At 70.9% G+C, this 15,951-nt stretch carries 13 protein-coding genes; 5 read left to right on the forward strand and 8 right to left on the reverse strand.

Features of this window, described 5'->3' with window-relative positions; all coding sequences use genetic code 11:
* Positions 1–107 precede the first annotated feature (107 nt).
* Positions 108–419 carry a DUF3567 domain-containing protein gene (locus tag M2165_RS07335; RefSeq protein ID WP_280814008.1) on the forward strand — a complete coding sequence of 104 codons (312 nt, stop codon included), beginning with the start codon at positions 108–110 and terminating at the stop codon, positions 417–419.
* A 69-nt stretch (positions 420–488) separates the two neighbouring features.
* Here the strand turns inward: M2165_RS07335 and M2165_RS07340 are convergent, their stop codons facing one another.
* A complete protein-coding gene (locus M2165_RS07340) occupies positions 489–1,553 on the reverse strand; it encodes an AbrB family transcriptional regulator (protein ID WP_280814009.1) in 1,065 nt (354 codons plus the stop codon).
* Positions 1,554–1,611: 58 nt separating this feature from the next.
* On the opposite strand from M2165_RS07340, the gene M2165_RS07345 reads away from it, so the two are divergent.
* On the forward strand, positions 1,612–2,451 hold the full coding sequence (locus M2165_RS07345) for a ChaN family lipoprotein (RefSeq protein WP_280814010.1): 840 nt from the start codon (positions 1,612–1,614) through the stop codon (positions 2,449–2,451).
* Here M2165_RS07345 and M2165_RS07350 read toward each other — a convergent pair.
* The 3 genes from M2165_RS07350 to M2165_RS07360 all read right to left on the reverse strand — a co-directional run bounded on the left by M2165_RS07350 (position 2,435) and on the right by M2165_RS07360 (position 6,386).
* The gene (locus M2165_RS07350) at positions 2,435–3,769 is read right to left on the reverse strand and encodes an aminotransferase class III-fold pyridoxal phosphate-dependent enzyme (protein WP_280814011.1); all 1,335 of its coding nucleotides are present in this window, start codon (positions 3,767–3,769) and stop codon (positions 2,435–2,437) included. The two genes, M2165_RS07345 and M2165_RS07350, sit on opposite strands and share 17 nt — an antisense overlap.
* Positions 3,770–3,891: 122 nt before the next feature.
* Positions 3,892–5,835, reverse strand: a complete 1,944-nt coding sequence (locus M2165_RS07355) for a YadA-like family protein (protein ID WP_280814012.1) — start codon at positions 5,833–5,835, stop codon at positions 3,892–3,894.
* A 74-nt stretch (positions 5,836–5,909) separates the two neighbouring features.
* Complete coding sequence (locus M2165_RS07360; protein ID WP_280814013.1) at positions 5,910–6,386, reverse strand: hypothetical protein; 477 nt, start codon at positions 6,384–6,386, stop codon at positions 5,910–5,912.
* A gap of 226 nt (positions 6,387–6,612) precedes the next feature.
* Between M2165_RS07360 and M2165_RS07365 the strand changes: the two genes are divergently transcribed.
* The 3 genes from M2165_RS07365 to M2165_RS07375 all read left to right on the forward strand — a co-directional run bounded on the left by M2165_RS07365 (position 6,613) and on the right by M2165_RS07375 (position 8,952).
* The gene (locus M2165_RS07365; RefSeq protein WP_280814014.1) at positions 6,613–6,954 is read left to right on the forward strand and encodes a LuxR C-terminal-related transcriptional regulator; all 342 of its coding nucleotides are present in this window, start codon (positions 6,613–6,615) and stop codon (positions 6,952–6,954) included.
* A 48-nt stretch (positions 6,955–7,002) separates the two neighbouring features.
* On the forward strand, positions 7,003–7,848 hold the full coding sequence (purU, locus tag M2165_RS07370) for a formyltetrahydrofolate deformylase (protein WP_280814015.1): 846 nt from the start codon (positions 7,003–7,005) through the stop codon (positions 7,846–7,848).
* A gap of 153 nt (positions 7,849–8,001) precedes the next feature.
* On the forward strand, positions 8,002–8,952 hold the full coding sequence (locus M2165_RS07375; protein WP_280814016.1) for a DUF2846 domain-containing protein: 951 nt from the start codon (positions 8,002–8,004) through the stop codon (positions 8,950–8,952).
* Between the two features lie 152 nt (positions 8,953–9,104).
* Here M2165_RS07375 and M2165_RS07380 read toward each other — a convergent pair whose 3' ends face one another.
* The 4 genes from M2165_RS07380 to M2165_RS07395 form a co-directional block, all read right to left on the reverse strand.
* Positions 9,105–9,482: a YXWGXW repeat-containing protein gene (locus tag M2165_RS07380; protein WP_280814017.1), complete on the reverse strand. Its 378-nt coding sequence runs from the start codon at positions 9,480–9,482 to the stop codon at positions 9,105–9,107.
* Positions 9,483–9,602: 120 nt separating this feature from the next.
* Positions 9,603–10,928 (reverse strand): GDSL-type esterase/lipase family protein, encoded by a 1,326-nt coding sequence (locus tag M2165_RS07385; RefSeq protein WP_280814018.1) that lies wholly within the window; start codon positions 10,926–10,928, stop codon positions 9,603–9,605.
* 66 nt (positions 10,929–10,994) lie between these two features.
* On the reverse strand, positions 10,995–14,297 hold the full coding sequence (locus M2165_RS07390) for a carboxyl transferase domain-containing protein (protein WP_280814019.1): 3,303 nt from the start codon (positions 14,295–14,297) through the stop codon (positions 10,995–10,997).
* Between the two features lie 13 nt (positions 14,298–14,310).
* Positions 14,311–15,948: an AMP-binding protein gene (locus tag M2165_RS07395; protein ID WP_280814020.1), complete on the reverse strand. Its 1,638-nt coding sequence runs from the start codon at positions 15,946–15,948 to the stop codon at positions 14,311–14,313.
* Positions 15,949–15,951: the final 3 nt, after the last annotated feature.

Genomic DNA, 15,951 nt, shown 5'->3' on the forward strand with positions numbered 1-15,951 from the left:
GCCATGGTGAAGGCATCTCAAAAACAGGAACCTAGGAATTAATGCGCCAATGCCGCCCGGCGGACAACCTGCCTTGAAACTGGCGCGTTGATTGCTATGTAAGCCCCATGAACGCCATCGACATCCTCACAGGCCCCGCAATGAACATGCTCTATGACTCGGAGTCTTTCGTCGTCGTGCACGTGCAGCCGAACGAAAGCGACGCACCGGCGCTTCCCGACGGGCCGGTCCTGGAACGCCACGGCTTCGAGATCGTGGACAAGCGTTCCGGCAAGGAGGTCTACCTCGACGGCTCCTGGGCCGAACTGTTCCAGCAGCAGATCGCCGCCTGGCAGCTCAACACGCCGACGCAGGAAGAAGTCGAGGACACGCTCGAAGGCTACGCCGAGCTGGCGCACACCCCGGTGCTGGTGCACTGAGCCCGTCCCGCGGCCACGCAGAAAAGCGCCCAACGGGGCGCTTTTTTTCATTCAAGCGGGCGCTAGGCGCTAGTTCCGCGCGTAGATCCACCGGTACATCGGCCCGACCAGCAGCAGCACCGCCACCAGCCGGCAGACCTGGAAGGCGGTGACCACCGGCACGCCGAGCTGCAGCACCTTGGCCGTGATCGACATCTCGGCGATGCCGCCGGGCGAGGTGCTCAGGATCATCGTGGCCGGATGCAGCCCCGTCGCCCACGCCAGCAGCCACGCGGCCCCGGCGCAGAGCACCAGCATGCCGAGGGTGCCCAGCGCCACCGAGCCCAGCCAGCGCGGCGCCGTGTGGAGGAACTCGCGGCTGAAGCGGACGCCCAGGCTCACTGCGATCACGAGCTGCGCGGCGTTCGACATCCACGTCGGCACGGCCGAGAGCGACTGGCCGGCGACGGTGAGCCCCATCGCCACCAGCAGCGCGCCCATGAACCAGGGATTGGTCCGGCCCAGCGCCCGCATCGCGAGCCCGCCGACACCCGTGGCGAGGGCCAGCAGCGCCAGGCCGCCGGCATTCACCTGGCGCACCGCGCTCGGGTTGATCTCGAGCCCGTGCAGGCCGCTCCACTGCATCGCGAACGGGATCGTGACCGTCACCACCACCAGCCGCAGGCTGTGCGCGGCCGCCACGAGGTCGGTGCGCGCGCCGCTGGCCTCCGACAGCAGCGTCATCTCCGACGCGCCGCCGATCGCGCCGGCAAAGTAAGTGGTGGCTCTCATCGAATTCGGCGGCACATGCGGCATCCGCGCGGCATGGAGCCCATGCAGCCAGCGCCCGAAGCCCCAGCCGAGCAGCAGCGCCCAGGCGATCGCCAGCGCGATCGCCCACCAGATGCCGGCGACCAGCCCGAGCACCTGCGGCGTGAAATAGAGGCCCAGTGCCGTGCCGATGGTCCACTGGCCGGCGTTGCGCAGCGGCGTGAGGCTGGCCGTCGGCGCGCCGGCGATCGAGGCCAGCGACACCGCGAGCAGCGGGCCGATCATCCAGGGCAGGGGCGTGTGCAGCGCGAGGCAGGCTTCGGCGGCGGCGAATGCAAGCAGCAGCGTGGCCAGCACGCGGACCAGGAAACGGAAGGAAGGCACGGGAAAAAGACGGAATTGGATGGCACGGCATGCGCGCGCCGCCGCATAGTATGGCGCGATGCAACGCCTCCCCTCCTCCGCCCGGGCTGCCGGCCGCCTCGCCGTGCCGCTCGCGGCCCTGCTGCTCGCGGCCTGCGCCGCGCTCCAGAACGGCGCCGACGCGCCCATCGCGCGCCGCGTCGACGCGCTGCTGCCCGTGGACGCGCTGATCCTCGGCGAGCAGCACGACGCGCCCGAGCACCACGCCATCGAGCGCGAGACCGTCGAGGCGCTCGCCAGCCGGGGCCAGCTGGCCGCACTGGTGCTCGAAATGGCCGACGAAGGCACCGGCGCCGTGCTGCTCGGCGCTGCCGCCAGCGAGACGCAGGTGCGCGATTCGCTGGCCTGGAACGACAAGGCCTGGCCCTGGCAGCGCTACGGGCCGGTGGTGATGGCCGCGGTGCGCGCGGGCGTGCCGGTGATCGGCGGCAATCTGCCGCGCGCGAAGATGAAGAACGCGATGGCCGACGTCTCGCTCGACGCGCAGCTCGCCGCCGACGCCTACGCCGCCCAGCAGGACGCGGTGCGCGAAGGCCACTGCAAGCTGCTGCCCGAGGCGCAGATCGTGCCGATGACGCGCATCCAGGTGGCGCGCGACCGCGCGATGGCGCAGGCCGTGGTCAAGGCGCGCCAGCCGGGCAAGACGGTGCTGCTGGTCACGGGCGGCGGCCACGCCACCAAGCGGCTCGGCGTGCCGCAGCACCTGCCGACCGACGTGACGGTCAAGACCGTGCGGCTGCAGGCCGGCGAAGCTCCGGCCGAGGACCGGGCGAGCCTCGCGGCGGCCTACGACGCCGTCTGGCAGACCCCCGCGCTGCCGCCGACGGACTACTGCGCGACGCTCAGGCGAACTTCCTGATCGAGTCCGCCAGCGTGTTGACCAGCGTGTCGATGTGCTGCTTCTCGACGATGTAGGGCGGCGCGATCACCAGCACGTCGCCCGCGGGGCGCACCAGCGCGCCCTTGTGGAAGCAGTCGAGGAAGATCTCGTAGGCGCGCTTGCCCGGCGCCCCCGCCATCGGCGCGAGTTCCACCGCCGCGGCCAGGCCGAGGCTGCGGATGCCGATCACGTTCGGCAGGCCCTTGAAGGCGCTGTGGAAGGCATCGCCGAGCACCTTGCCCATCTCGCCGGCGCGCGCGAAGAGCTTCTCTTCCTTGAACAGGTCGAGCGTCGCGACGGCGGCCGCGCAGGCCACCGGATGGCCCGAGTAGGTGTAGCCGTGGAAGAACTCGACCACGTGCTCGGGCGCGTCGGTCTTCATCATCGCGTCGTAGAGCTTGTCGCGGCAGATCACGCCGCCGAGCGGGATCACGCCATTGGTCACGCACTTGGCGAAGTTCAGCATGTCGGGCACCACGCCGAAATAGTCCGACGCGAAGTTGGTGCCCATGCGGCCGAAGCCGGTGATGACCTCGTCGAAGATCAGGAGGATGCCGTGCTTGTCGCAGATCTCGCGCAGCCGCTTCAGGTAGCCCTGGGGCGGCAGGTACCAGCCGGCCGAACCGGCCACCGGCTCGACGATGATCGCGGCCACGTTGCTCGGGTCGTGCAGCGGCAGGATGCGCGTTTCGAGCTCGACCAGCGGATCCTCGGACCACACCGGCTCCTGGTTGTGGATGTAGGCGTTGTTCACCGGATCGTGGATGAAGCGCATGTGGTCCACGCGCGGCAGGAAGGCCGAGCCGAACACCTTGCGGTTGCCCGGAATGCCGCCCACCGACATGCCACCGAAGCCCACGCCGTGGTAGCCGCGCTCGCGGCCGATGAACACGTTGCGGTGGCCCTCGCCGCGCGCGCGGTGGTAGGCCAGCGCCACCTTCATCGAGGTGTCGGCCGCCTCCGAGCCCGAATTGCAGAACAGCACCTTGTTGAGGTCGCCCGGCGCGAGCGAGGCGATCCTCTCGGCCGCCTGGAACGCGCGGTCGTTGCTGACCTGGAAGGCGGTCGCGTAGTCGAGCGTGTCGAGCTGCTTCTTGATCGCCTCGTTGATCGGCTTCCTGTTGTGGCCGGCACCCACGCACCAGAGCGACGAGATGCCGTCGATCACCTTCTTGCCGTCGTGCGTGGTGAATTCCATGCCATCGGCCGCCACGAAGACGCGCGGGTCCTTCTGGAAGTGGCGGTTGGGCGTGAAGGGCAACCACTGGTTGCCCATGTTGAAGTCCTGGTAGGCCATGCGTGCGTCCTTGTCTCTGCGGTCTCGGTGGATGCGGGCCGCCCGGCGGCGGCCGTCCGCGGCATTCTTGCACTTTTGACCCGGGCCCGCCTTGCCGCGGCCGGCCGGCGCTCAGCCGGCGCTCACCACTGGTAGCCGGCCTGCAGCCGGCCGCCCATCTGCGCGCTGTTGCCCGCCGACGCGGTCAGGCCCGCGCCCACGCTCCAGCGCTCGTCGACCTGGTAGGCGAAGGCCACGCCGAGCGCCGACTGCCCGGCGTAGTGGCCCACCGCCGCACCGAGCCACTTGCGCCCCGGCGCGAGCAGCGGGATCGACGGCATCGCCATCGCCTGCGCCACGCCGCGCGCCGCGAACTCGCGCGCCTGGCCGTAGGACACCGCCACCGCGCGTTCCATCTGCGCGAGGTTGACCGCATCGCTCGCGGCCACGCCCGGCGCCACGTTGGTGATCTGCCGCTGGTAGCCGGTGGCCGCATTGCCCACGCTCACCGTGTCGGGCCTGTCGGCCACCGACCCCTGGCCCAGCGCCACCGCGTTGCGCGCGCTGGCCGTGCTGCCGTCGCCGAGCGCCATCGCGCCCGCGGCCAGTGCCTTGGCGTTCCGGCCCATGGCCACTGCGCCCTGGCCGATGGCCTGCGCACCGTTGCCGACGGCCGCCGCGCCAGCGCCCTCGGCACGCGCGGCCGCCTGGCCGTGCACCGAGCATTGCAGCGCGCTGCCGTTGACCGTGCAGACGCCGAGCTGGCCGTTGACCATGGCCTGGATCTGCACCGCCTGCTGCGCGATCTGCTGCGTGTTCTGCGTGATCTGTTCGGTGTGCTGCGCGAGTTGCTCGGTGTGCTGGGTGATCTGCTCGGTGTGCTGGTTGATCTGCTGCGTGTTCTGCGTGACCTGGTTGGTGATCTGCTGCACCTGCGTGCCCTGCTGGCTCGCGAGGTTGAGCGCCTGCTCGGCCGTGTTCCGCACGGCATAGAGCTGGCTGCCGTTGACCGCATCGGTCGAGGTCGCCGTGACGGCGCCGGCCGTCACGCCCGTGATCAGCCCCGCGTTCGCGATGCCGCCGCCGCGGTTGTCGATGCCGCTGCTGGTCAGCCGGCCGTCGACCGTGGCATTGCCGCTCACGCCGAGGCTGCCTGCGTCCACGCGGCCCGCCGCGCTGATGCCGTCGATGTGGATCAGGCTGCGGCGGTTGAACTCGTTGCCGAACGAGACCACGTTCTCGCGCCCCTCGTCGGTGCTGCCGCTGCCGATCGCCACCGAGCCCGCGCCGCTCGCGCTGCTGCCGCTGCCGAGCGCCATGCTGTAGAAGCCCGAGGCCACGGTGGCCGAGCCGAAGGCGAGCGCGTTGTTGGCGAGGGCCCGGGCGCCCGTGCCGAGTGCGAGCGCGAAGTCGCTCGTGGCGCTCGCCTGGCGCCCGAGCGCCACCGAACTGCGCCCCGAGGCCGTGGCGAGATCGCCGAGCGCCGTGCTGCTCTCGCCGCTCGCCTCGCTCTCGCGGCCGAAGGCAGCCGCGCCAGCGCCGGAGGCCAGCGCGCGATAGCCCACCGCGGACGACGATTCGCCCGTGGCATTCGCCACGTTCCCCACCGCGGTCGCCGAGCCGCTCGACGCCACCGTGTTCGAGCCGATCGCGGTCGCGGAATTGGCCGTCGCGCTGCTGCTCGCGCCGATCGCCGTGGACGCGTTGCCGCTGGCGGTGCTGCTCACGCCGTAGGCCGACGCGCTCACGGCTTCGGCATGGCTGCCGCGCCCGACCGCGGTGGCCTGGCCGCCGCTCGCCTGCGCATCGCGCCCGAATGCGAGGTTGGCGCTCGTCAGATCGATGCCCGCCTGCGCGCCCGAGCCGCCGGCGATGTTGCTCTGGCAGTCCGCCTGCACGATGTTGCGCCGCGAGCTGAAGCCCGAGTAGGCGCCCTCGTCGGTGCTGCTGTAGATGGTGCCGCCCGGGCAGGTGTTCGGATTGAGCACCTGCGCACCGGCTGGCGCGGCGGCCCAGCATGCGAGCGCCACGAGGCCCGCGGCCGAGCCCAGGCCGGCACCTGGCCGGCGCCTGCTTTGAAAGCGCATGGATTCTTCTCCTCGTCTGTGTCGGGGTCCCGTCCCGGAAAGCCGGAATCGTCCGCCGCGGCGCGCGCCGCCGCCTACCATCCGATGTGGTAGCCTGCGCCGCTTCGCGTGACGACAAGCCCTGCCCGATGGCGCCCAGGTCCCTGTTCTCGCTCTCCGATCCGGACGCCGCGGCGCTCGCCCTGCTGCGCCTGGCGCGCACGACCGCCTGCGAGCAGTTCCCGCTGAAGCTGCTCGAGCGCCTCGTCGCCCTGGTGGCGGCGGACCACGGCGCGATCAACATCTGGCATCCGCGCAGCTTCGTCGCCTCGGTCGGCATCGGCTACGACCTGCCGGCGATGAGCGCCGACTGGTACGCGATCAACGGCGCCGAACTCGACTTCACCACCCCGGCCATGCATGCCCAGCCGCTGCGCGCGGTCTGCGTCAACGCCGACGATCCGCGCTGGCAGCACAGCGATCCGGCCTGGCGCGGCTTCCAGGCGCGCCACGGCATCCACCATCAGCTCGGCGTGGCCGTGCCGTTCGAGGGCAGCGAAACCATCGCGCACTGCTATCTGAACCGCGGCCCGTCCGTCGGCGCCCTACGGCGCGGCCGAGATCGAGGCGCTGAACGCGCTCGCGCCGGGCATCGGCGAGGCACTGCTCGTCAGCCGGCTCTACGGCGGTGCGCGCCAGGGCCTCGAAGACACGGGCAGCGGCGCGCATCCGCTCGCCATCACCGACGACGCAGGCTGGGTCCTGTTTCCCAACGGCGACTTCTGCCGCGCCTGGCCGGTGCTCGCGGAGATCGCGCAGGTGTCGGAGCCGCGGCTGCCGAAGGCGTGGCTCCAGGGCGAACGCGGCGCGATCCGAAGGCTGCATGCCGCCGGATGGCAGTGCGAAGTGCGGCCCGCGCACGGCGGCCTGCGCGTGGCGCTGCGCCGCAGCCCCAGCGGCACCACGCTCACGCCGCGCCAGGCGGAGATCAGCCGGCTCTATTGCGCCGGCTACTCGGGCAAGGACATCGCCACCCGGCTCGGCGTCTCGCCCGCGACCGTGCGCGTGCATCTGCGCGAGACCTACTCGAAGCTCGGCGTCGCGAGCCGCAGCAGCCTGCGGGACGCGCTGGGGCTTTGAGCGCGGGCCGGCGCCGCCCGCGGCGCGCGCTGCGACAATCGGGCCCTCATGAGTGCATACATCCTGACCCTTTCCTGCCCGGACCGCGTGGGCATCGTGCATGCCGTCTCGGGCTTCCTGCTGGAGCGCGGCGGCAACATCGAGGAAGCCGCCCAGTACAACGACCACGACACCGGCCTGTTCTTCATGCGCGTGCGCTTCGCCTGCAGCGACCACTCCGAGGCCGCGCTGCGCGAGCAGCTCGCGGGCTTCGGCGCCGGCTTCGGCATGAGCCTGCAGCTGCATGCCGCCACCGAGCCGATGAAGGCCGTGATCCTGGTCAGCAAGGAAGGCCACTGCCTCAACGACCTGCTGTTCCGCTGGAAGAGCGGCCTGCTGGCCATCGACGTGCGCGCCATCATCTCGAACCACCGCGACTTCTACCAGCTCGCGGCCAGCTACAACGTGCCCTTCCACCACATTCCGGTGACGGCCGCCACCAAGGCCCAGGCCGAGGCCAAGCAGCTGGAGATCATCGAGGCCGAGGGCGCCGAGCTCGTGGTGCTGGCGCGCTACATGCAGATCCTCAGCAACGACCTGTGCAAGAGCCTCGCGGGCCGCGCGATCAACATCCACCACTCGTTCCTGCCGAGCTTCAAGGGCGCCAAGCCCTACTACCAGGCGCACGACCGCGGCGTGAAGCTCATCGGCGCCACCGCCCACTACGTGACCGCCGACCTCGACGAGGGCCCGATCATCGAGCAGGACGTGGCACGCGCCGACCACACCGACACCGTCGAAGACCTCACGGCCCGCGGCCGCGACACCGAGAGCCAGGTGCTGGCGCGCGCGGTGAAGTGGCACAGCGAGCACCGGGTGCTGCTGAACGGGCACCGGACGGTCGTGTTTCGTTGATCGTCACGCGGCACCCGCGGATGCAAGCGGGTGTAGCATCCCGCGCCAAAAAGAGGAGAAGGCGCGATGCGGCGTTGGACAAGCATGTGGTTTCTGGCTGTTCTTGCAGCCGGCTTGGTCGGGTGTTCCGCCACGGGACCCCGGTTTTCGGAGATGGCGGATAGCCTGCCTTCGCTCGGTGAGAACGAGGGTCGGATCTACTTCTATCGCAACTCGATCATGGGCGCGGCGGTCCAGCCTGAGGTGTCGGTCAATGGCGAAGTGATCGGCAAGTCGCAGCCCGGCAGCTTCTTCTTCATCGACCGGCCGCCCGGAACCTACAAGGCGACCGCGCGCACCGAGGCCGAAGGCAGCATCGACATCGTGCTGCGGGCTCGCCAGACAGCCTACGTCGAGATGAGCATCAGCATGGGCCTGCTCATCGGCCGCCCTGCGTTCGAGCGCGTCGCGGAAGCGGAAGGTCGCGACGCCCTTCCGTCGTTGGCATATGGCGGAAAGATGCCGTTGCCGCAGCGAGGGCTAAGCGCTACGGCCGCCCCACCGGGACCGGCCCCTCGCCAAACGGCAACGGCGGCGGCGGCGGGGGACATACCCTCGACAACTGCGCCGGCAGCATCCTTCTCCGCCCCACGGCCTCGACTGGTGGAATACGAGCTGCACGATCGCCTGACCAACATCCGCCGCAAGGTGATCTATCGCGCCGACGCCGTGTTGGACGACGAGCCTTTGAGCTTCAATGGCGGCGGCTGGGTGGAAAAGCCCGCCGGGGAGGTGGTCAGCATCACGAGCTCCGTCGCGGGGGAGTTCGACATCGCCATGCCGCCGGGTGGCTGGGCGAAGCCCAATCTCAGGGAACAAGGTGCCTGGAAAACCCGCTACACCTCCACGCTCGGCGCGACCCGCATCAACATGGATCTTTCCGCTGCAGTCATGGAAGACAGCACGCTGAATGTAGGTGGCCGGGAGGTCAAGGTCGTGCGCATCGAGTACCGTGGTTTTACCGAGCGCTTCCCGAATGCTGGCGCCGTGGCCGGCAACCAGCACGGTCCGTATCGCGCCGAGAGTATGGTTCTCACCGGAACTCGGCCGTGTGGTCCGCTTTGAAGCCAAGACGCGCGGCGGGTCGATGAGCGGCGCGTTCCAGGTCAACGAGACCCTTGAACTCGTGAGCTTGCGTTAGGCAACGGCAAGCCTCGCAAGCAAAAAAAAGGCGGGGCCGCCCCTTCGGACGGCCCCGCCTTCACATCCAACCGCGATCAGTTGCGGTTCGGATTGTTCGGCCGGCGGTCGTAGCGGTTGGGCACGCCGTCGCCGTCGCGGTCCCAGCGGCCGCGGCTGTATTCCCAGCGGCCGTCCCGTTCGCGCCACTCCGGCGGACGGTAGGCATAGCCCGGGCGCGCGCGCACGTACATGCCGCGGACCCACACATGGCGCCCCCCGCGCCACTCGTAATGACCCGGCGCCCAGACATAGCCGCGGCGCGGTGGCGGCACGCGCTCGTAGCGCGGCGGCGGGGGCGCCGTCTGGATCGTGACGATCGGCTGCGCCTCGGCGGCGGTCGGGATCATCATCGCGCCGCCCGCGGAAAGCAGGGAAGCGGCGGCGAGCGAAAAGCTGATTGCGAGTTTTTTCATGGGGAGACCTCATGAAGTTGTTGGAGCCTTCATGCTGCCGGGCCCATGTGAACCGCCTGTAAGCGCTGCGCGGGACCTTGTGTAGAGGTGTTTCGCGGAAAGTAGGCCTTTTGTTAGCGCTTACTCTTGCAATTCGCGAAGATCGACGGCTGCGGCCATGGCGGCGTGGCCGGCGCGGTTCGGATGCAGGTGGTCGCCGTTGTCATAGGCGGGGTTCAGCGCCATCGGGTCGTTCGGGTCGCGCAGCACGGCATCGAAATCGACCACGCCGTCCACGTCCTGGCGGCTGCGGATCCAGCGGTTCACTTCGGCGCGCATGGCCTCGGTCGGCTCGGTCCAATAAGGCGTGTTCCTGAACGGCGGCACGGTGCCGATCAGCACCTTCACGCCCTTGGCGCGGGCCTGCTTGATCAGTTGCGCCAAGCCGTCGGTGATGCGCTCCGCGGTTGCGACCTCGTGGGGCGGCGTCGGCCTGCCCGGCGCGCCGGGGAACACGCTGCGGCCGATGTCGTTGGTGCCGAGCAGCACGATCACGTGCGTCACGCCGTTCTGGCCCAGCGCATCGCGCGCGAAGCGCGAGAGGCCGTTGGGCCCGACGCCGTCGACCAGCAGCCGGTTGCCGCCGATGCCCATGTTGAGCACCGAGACCGGCGCCGCGGCCGCAGGGCTGCCGCGCAGCCGCGTGGCCAGCATGTCGGGGTAGGCGCCGTCGCCGGCCTCGCCGCCGCCGGCGGTGATCGAATCGCCGAAGGCCACCACCACGCGCACGGGCTGGGCGCTCATCACGTCGAGGCCCGTGACGATGTGGTTCAGCGGCAGCGGTTTCACCTCGTGCGGCCGGGCCGCGGCCACGGCGTTGCCGCCGGCCACCCAGCTCGCGTCGGACGCCTGCAGGTGCACCGTCGCGAAGGGCGCGGGATGCTCGAGGAAGAGGCTCACCGCCACCGCCTGTCCGGCGGCGACCTTGAGCGCGACGCCGTCGCTCCAGGCTTCCGCCCCCGGTGCGATCACCGTGCCGCTGCGTCCGCCGAAGCGCAGCATGCGCAGCGATGCCGGCGACACCGCGCCGCCGCCGGTGCCATGCGCCACGCTCGCCGCGGCAATGCGCAGCGGCGTCTTGCCGAAGCGGTTGGAGAAACGCACGCGCACGCGCTCGCCCGAAAGCGCCGATTCGAACTGCTGCCGCAGCGTCTCGCCGCGGAAGGCATCACCGCCGGGACGCGGCGCCGCCGCCTGCAGCAGCGGATTGGCGCTGAGCTCGCGGAAATCCACCGGTGCCACGGCCCAGGCGCCGACCCAATGCGCCTCGGCCGGCTGCTTCGCCGGTGCGGGCTGGACCGCCTGCACCGCCACCGCCACGGCGAACAGCAGCACGCCGACCGCGGCCATCCAGTGCCGCAGAAAGGCGCGTCGGAGTGCGGAGAGGCGAAGCGAAACGGGATTCATGCGCGCAAAGCGGCCCAGTGTACGGAGCCGCCTTGCCCCCGCATGTCACGAGGTCTCGCGCATTGGTTACCAAGTGTCGACGTAGGGCTTCGGCGCTGCCGCCGGCGTGCGCGCCGACGCCAGGCCGCGCACCAGCCAGGTGCGCGTTTCGGCGGGATCGATCACTGCGTCGATCTCCAGCGTCTGCGCCATGTGGATCGCTTCGCCGTTCGCATACTGCTCGGCCACCAGCTTGCCGAACAGCGCCTCGCGCTCGGCGCCTTCGGGCACGGCCGCGAGTTCCTTGCGATAGCCCAGCCGCACCGCGCCCTCGAGCCCCATGGCGCCGAACTCGCCCGTGGGCCAGGCCACCGTGAAGACCGGCGCATCGAAGCCGCCGGCGGTCATCGCCTGCGCGCCGAGGCCGTAGCCCTTGCGCAGCACCACCGCGAAGAAGGGCACGCGCAGGTGCGAGGCCACCATGAACATGCGGCACACATGGCGCACCTGCGCCTGGGCCTCGATCTCGGGCCCGACCATGAAGCCGGGCGTGTCGCAGAGCGAGACGATCGGCAGCCCGTGCGCATTGCACAGCTGCATGAAGCGCGCGGCCTTGTCGGCCGCCTCCACGTCGATCGCGCCGCCGAGGTGGTGCGGGTTGTTGGCCATCAGCCCGACGGGCCGGCCCTCGATGCGCGCGAGCGCGGTGACGATGCCCGCGCCGAAGCCCGCGCGCAGCTCCAGCAGCGAGCCGCTGTCGGCCACGCCGCGCATCGCGGCGCGCACGTCGTACACGCGCAGCCGGTTCTCGGGCACCACGTGGCGCAGCAGGCGCGCATCGGCGCACTGCCAGTCGGCCACCGGCCCCTGGAAGTACGAGAGGTACTGCTTCGCGGCTGCCACGGCCGCGGCCTCGTCCTCCACGAGGATGTCGATCACGCCGTTGCGCGACTGCACGCTGCTCGGCCCGATCTGCTCGGGCGCGAAGCTGCCGAGCCCGCCGCCCTCGATCATCGCGGGGCCGCTCATGCCGATGTTGCTCGCGCGCGTGGCGATGATCACGTCGGCGCAGCCCAGGAGCGCCGCATTGCCCGCGAAGCAGCGGCCGTGCACGATGCCGACCACCGGCACCTTGCCCGAGAGCGCGGCGAACTGGCTGAAGGTGTGGTTGTTGAGGCCCGCGACGATCGGCATGTCGGTGTCGCCCGGACGGCCGCCGCCCCCTTCGGCGAACAGCACCACCGGCAGCCCGAGCTGGTGCGCCACCGCGAGCATGCGGTCGGTCTTCTGGTGGTTGCGCAGGCCCTGCGTGCCCGCGAGCACCGTGTAGTCATAGGCCAGCACCGCGCAGCGCGAGCGCTCGGGGCCGAACTGCTTCGCGTTGACGCTGCCGATGCCGGTCACCATGCCGTCGGCCGGCGTGTTGGCGATCAGGTCCTCGAGCGTGCGGCGCCGCGTCTGCGCGGCCACCGCGAGCGCGCCGTACTCGATGAAATTCGACGGATCGTCGGCCGTGTCGCAGAGGTCGGCGATGTTCTCGCGCGCGGTGCGCCCGCCCTGCGCGTGGCGCTTCGCCACGGCCATGCCGCGGTTCGCGTCGAGCGTGAAGGCGTGGCGGTCGATCACCTTCTGCAGATCGGGGCGGATGGCGTCGAGGTCGCGTTCCTCGCGCGCCTCGGCGCTCACGGCGCCGGCATCGACCGGCGCCAGCCGCACCAGCGACTGGCCTTCGACGAGGTAGTCGCCCGGCGCCGCGAGCAGCGCGACCACGCGGCCGGCCGCGGGCGCATGCAGCAGGTGCTCCATCTTCATCGCCTCGAGCACGCCGAGCTGCGCGCCGGCCGGCAGCACGTCGCCCACCGCGACCTCGAACTGCACCAGCTTCGCGGGCATCGGCGCCTTCACGGTCATGCCGTCGTCGGGCGCCTGCAGCGCGGCCGGCGCATCGGGCGCGGCGGGCGTGCGCGGCGGGCGCCGTGCGTCGTTCTTCTCGAACGCAGCGGCGGCGGCCAGCAGGTCGCCCAGGTGCGCCTCGACGAAGCGCGTGTGCACCGCCTGGCTGGCGAACTCGGGCCGCGCCGCGATCGCGCGCAAGAGCGGCAGGTTGGTGGCGATGCCCTCGATGTGGCATTCATCGAGCGCGCGCAGCGAACGCCGCAGCGCATCGGCGAAATGCGCGGAGGGCGAATGCACGATCAGCTTCGCGAGCAGCGTGTCGTAGTGCGGCGAAGGCGCGAGCCCCGCATAGCCGTGGGTGTCGATGCGCACGCCCGGCCCCGCCGGCAGTTCGAAGCGCGCGAGCGTGCCGCCCGAGGGCCGCGCGTTGCCCTCGGCATCGAGCGTCTCGGCATTGATGCGCCACTGCAGCGCAAAGCCGCGCTGCGGCGCGGTGCGGCCGGCCGCCACGCCTAGCGCGTCGAGCCGCTGGCCCGCGGCCACCGCAATCTGAAGCTGCACCAGGTCGAGGCCGGTCACGGCCTCGGTCACGGTGTGTTCCACCTGCAGCCGGGGGTTGGCCTCGATGAAGACGAAGGGCAGCGTGGCCGATGCGGCATCGACGAGGAACTCGAAGGTGCCGAGGCCGCGGTAGCCCACCGCCTTCGCCATGCGCAGCGCGGCCTGGGTGACGGCCGCGCGCAGCGGCTCGGCGAGCGCGGGGCTGGGCGCGATCTCCACGAGCTTCTGGAAGCGCCGCTGCAGCGTGCACTCGCGCTCGCCGAGGCTCGCCACGGCCTCGCCGTCGCCGAGCACCTGCACCTCGATGTGGCGCGCGTCGCGCATCAGCCGCTCGACGTACACGCCCTCGACGCCGAAGGCCGCCTTCGCTTCCGACATGCAGCGCGCATGCGCCTCGGCCAGCGCATCGGCCTGCAGCACCGCGCGCATGCCGCGCCCGCCGCCGCCGCCGATCGCCTTGATCATCACGCCCGCGCCCTCGGCCTGCTGCGCGGCGAAGAAGGCCTGTGCCTGCGCCAGCGTCACCGCGCCGGCGCTGCCGGGCATCACGGGCACATCGCATTGCGTGGCGAGCGCACGCGCGCGCGCCTTGTCGCCGAAGAGCGCGAGCTGCGCCGGCGTCGGGCCGATGAACACCAGCCCGGCCGCGGCGCAGGCCTCGGCGAAATCGGCGCGCTCGCTGAGGAAGCCGTAGCCGGGATGCACCGCATCGCAGCCCTGCGCGCGTGCGACCGCGACCAGCGCCGCGATGTCGAGGTAGGCCGCGGGCCCGGTCGCATCGAGCGCCACGGCCGCATCGGCCAATTGCACGTGCAGGGCCTGCGCATCGTCGCGCGCATGCACCGCCACGCTGGCGATGCCGAGGTCGCGCAGTGCGCGCACCAGTCGCACGGCGATCTCGCCGCGGTTGGCAATCAGGACTCTGGAGAACACGGGAACGGACCTTTCAGGCTGGGTCTTTGAGCAGGCGCCGCAGCACCTTGCCGGCACCGGTGGTCGGCAGCGCATCGATGAAGCGCACGGTGCGCGGCGCCTTGTAGCTCGCCATGTTGTCGCGCGCCCAGGCGATGAGCGCCTCGGCCTCGAGCGCCGCGCCGGGCTTGCGCACGATGAAGGCCTTCACCACCTCGCCCTTCTCGGCATCGGGCTCGGCGATGACCGCCGCCTGCGCCACCGCGGGATGCTTGATGAGGATGGTCTCGACCTCCTCGGGGAACACGCTGTAGCCCGAGACCTTGATCATCTCCTTGAAGCGGCCGATGAAGCTGAGGTAGCCGTCGGCGTCGAGCCTGCCCATGTCGCCCGTGTGCACCCAGCCGTCGCGCAGGGTGGCGGCCGTCGCTTCGGGCTTGTTCCAGTAGCCCTTGAAGGTGCCGGGGCTGGCCAGCACGATCTCGCCGACTTCGCCGGCGGGCAGGTCGGCCTGGGTCTCGGGGTCGACGATGCGGATGGTCACGCCAGGCACGGCGACGCCCTGCGTGCCCCAGCGCGGCGCATGCTGCGGCGTGTAGGTGTCGCAGGTGTGGGTTTCGCTCAGGCCGTAGGCGGCCTCGAACGAAGTGCAGCGCGGCGCATGCGTGCGCCACTGCGCGGCCAGCGGCTCGGTGAAGGTGATGCCGAAGCTGGTGACCGGGTTGCGGCGCAGGCTCGACAGATCGAACTGCGCGATCTCGGGCACCTGCATGCAGGCCACGTTCATCGGCGCGATGCTGTACCACCAGCTCACCTTCCAGGCCTCGATCGCCTGCAGCGCGGCACGCGGATCGAAGCGGTGCAGCAGCACCGAGGCCGCCCCCGTGAGCACCGGCACGTTCACGCCCATCAGCATGCCCGCGATGTGATAGAGCGGCGCGATCGAGAGCAGCACGTCGTCGCCGGTGACGCCGTTGCAGTCGGCCGCAGCGCGCGTCTTGAAGAGCGCGTTGCCGTAGCTCAGCATCGCGCCCTTGGGCAGGCCGGTGGTGCCGGAGGTGTAGGTCATGAGCGCCACGTCGTCGAGGTCGACCGCCACCGCCTGCGGTGCCGCGCCGCTTCGCATCACGGCGAGAAAGTCTTCGCAGCCGGCGGGCACGCTGCGCGCGGCCTCGCGTTCGGCGAGCAGCTCGGCCGGCAGCGCGAGCGCGGGCTCGGCCGGCAGCAGGTCGGCGTAGTGCACCACGAACACATGTTCGAGCGCGCTCTCGGCCTGCACCTTGCGCACCACCGGCAGGAGCGGCGCGGCCGCGACGATCACGCGCGCCTTCAGATCGTTGACCTGGTAGGCGAGCTCGTGCTCCTTGTTGAGCGGACCGCTCGGGCAGACGATGGCGCCGATCTTCTGGATGCCGAAGTGCGCCACCAAATACTGCGGGCAGTTGTTGAGGAACAGCACCACGGGTTCGCCCTTCTGCACGCCCAGGGCCTGCAGCCGCGCCGCGAAGGCATCGCTCGCGCGGTCGAGCTCGGCCCAGCTCATGGCCTGCCCGTACCAGATGCAGGCGGCGCGGTCGCCGCGCTCTCGCGCATGCGCGCGCAGGTAGGCGTGCAGCGGCTGCTGCGGACGGGGCGGCAGCTCGTTCAGGCGAGCCGTTGCGGTTGTCTCCATGGC

This window comes from Variovorax sp. TBS-050B (assembly GCF_029893635.1).
In the GTDB taxonomy this organism is placed as follows: Bacteria; Pseudomonadota; Gammaproteobacteria; order Burkholderiales; family Burkholderiaceae_C; genus Variovorax.

Bases quoted from the DNA above. Each gene is read 5' to 3' on its own strand.
- M2165_RS07380 (WP_280814017.1), bottom strand. From the start codon at position 9,482: ATGAAAAAACTCGCAATCAGCTTTTCGCTCGCCGCCGCTTCCCTGCTT.
- M2165_RS07355 (WP_280814012.1), bottom strand. From the start codon at position 5,835: ATGCGCTTTCAAAGCAGGCGCCGGCCAGGTGCCGGCCTGGGCTCGGCC.
- M2165_RS07375 (WP_280814016.1), top strand. From the start codon at position 8,002: ATGGCGGATAGCCTGCCTTCGCTCGGTGAGAACGAGGGTCGGATCTAC.
- M2165_RS07345 (WP_280814010.1), top strand. From the start codon at position 1,612: ATGCAACGCCTCCCCTCCTCCGCCCGGGCTGCCGGCCGCCTCGCCGTG.
- M2165_RS07395 (WP_280814020.1), bottom strand. From the start codon at position 15,948: ATGGAGACAACCGCAACGGCTCGCCTGAACGAGCTGCCGCCCCGTCCG.
- M2165_RS07335 (WP_280814008.1), top strand. From the start codon at position 108: ATGAACGCCATCGACATCCTCACAGGCCCCGCAATGAACATGCTCTAT.
- M2165_RS07350 (WP_280814011.1), bottom strand. From the start codon at position 3,769: ATGGCCTACCAGGACTTCAACATGGGCAACCAGTGGTTGCCCTTCACG.
- M2165_RS07385 (WP_280814018.1), bottom strand. From the start codon at position 10,928: ATGAATCCCGTTTCGCTTCGCCTCTCCGCACTCCGACGCGCCTTTCTG.
- purU (WP_280814015.1), top strand. From the start codon at position 7,003: ATGAGTGCATACATCCTGACCCTTTCCTGCCCGGACCGCGTGGGCATC.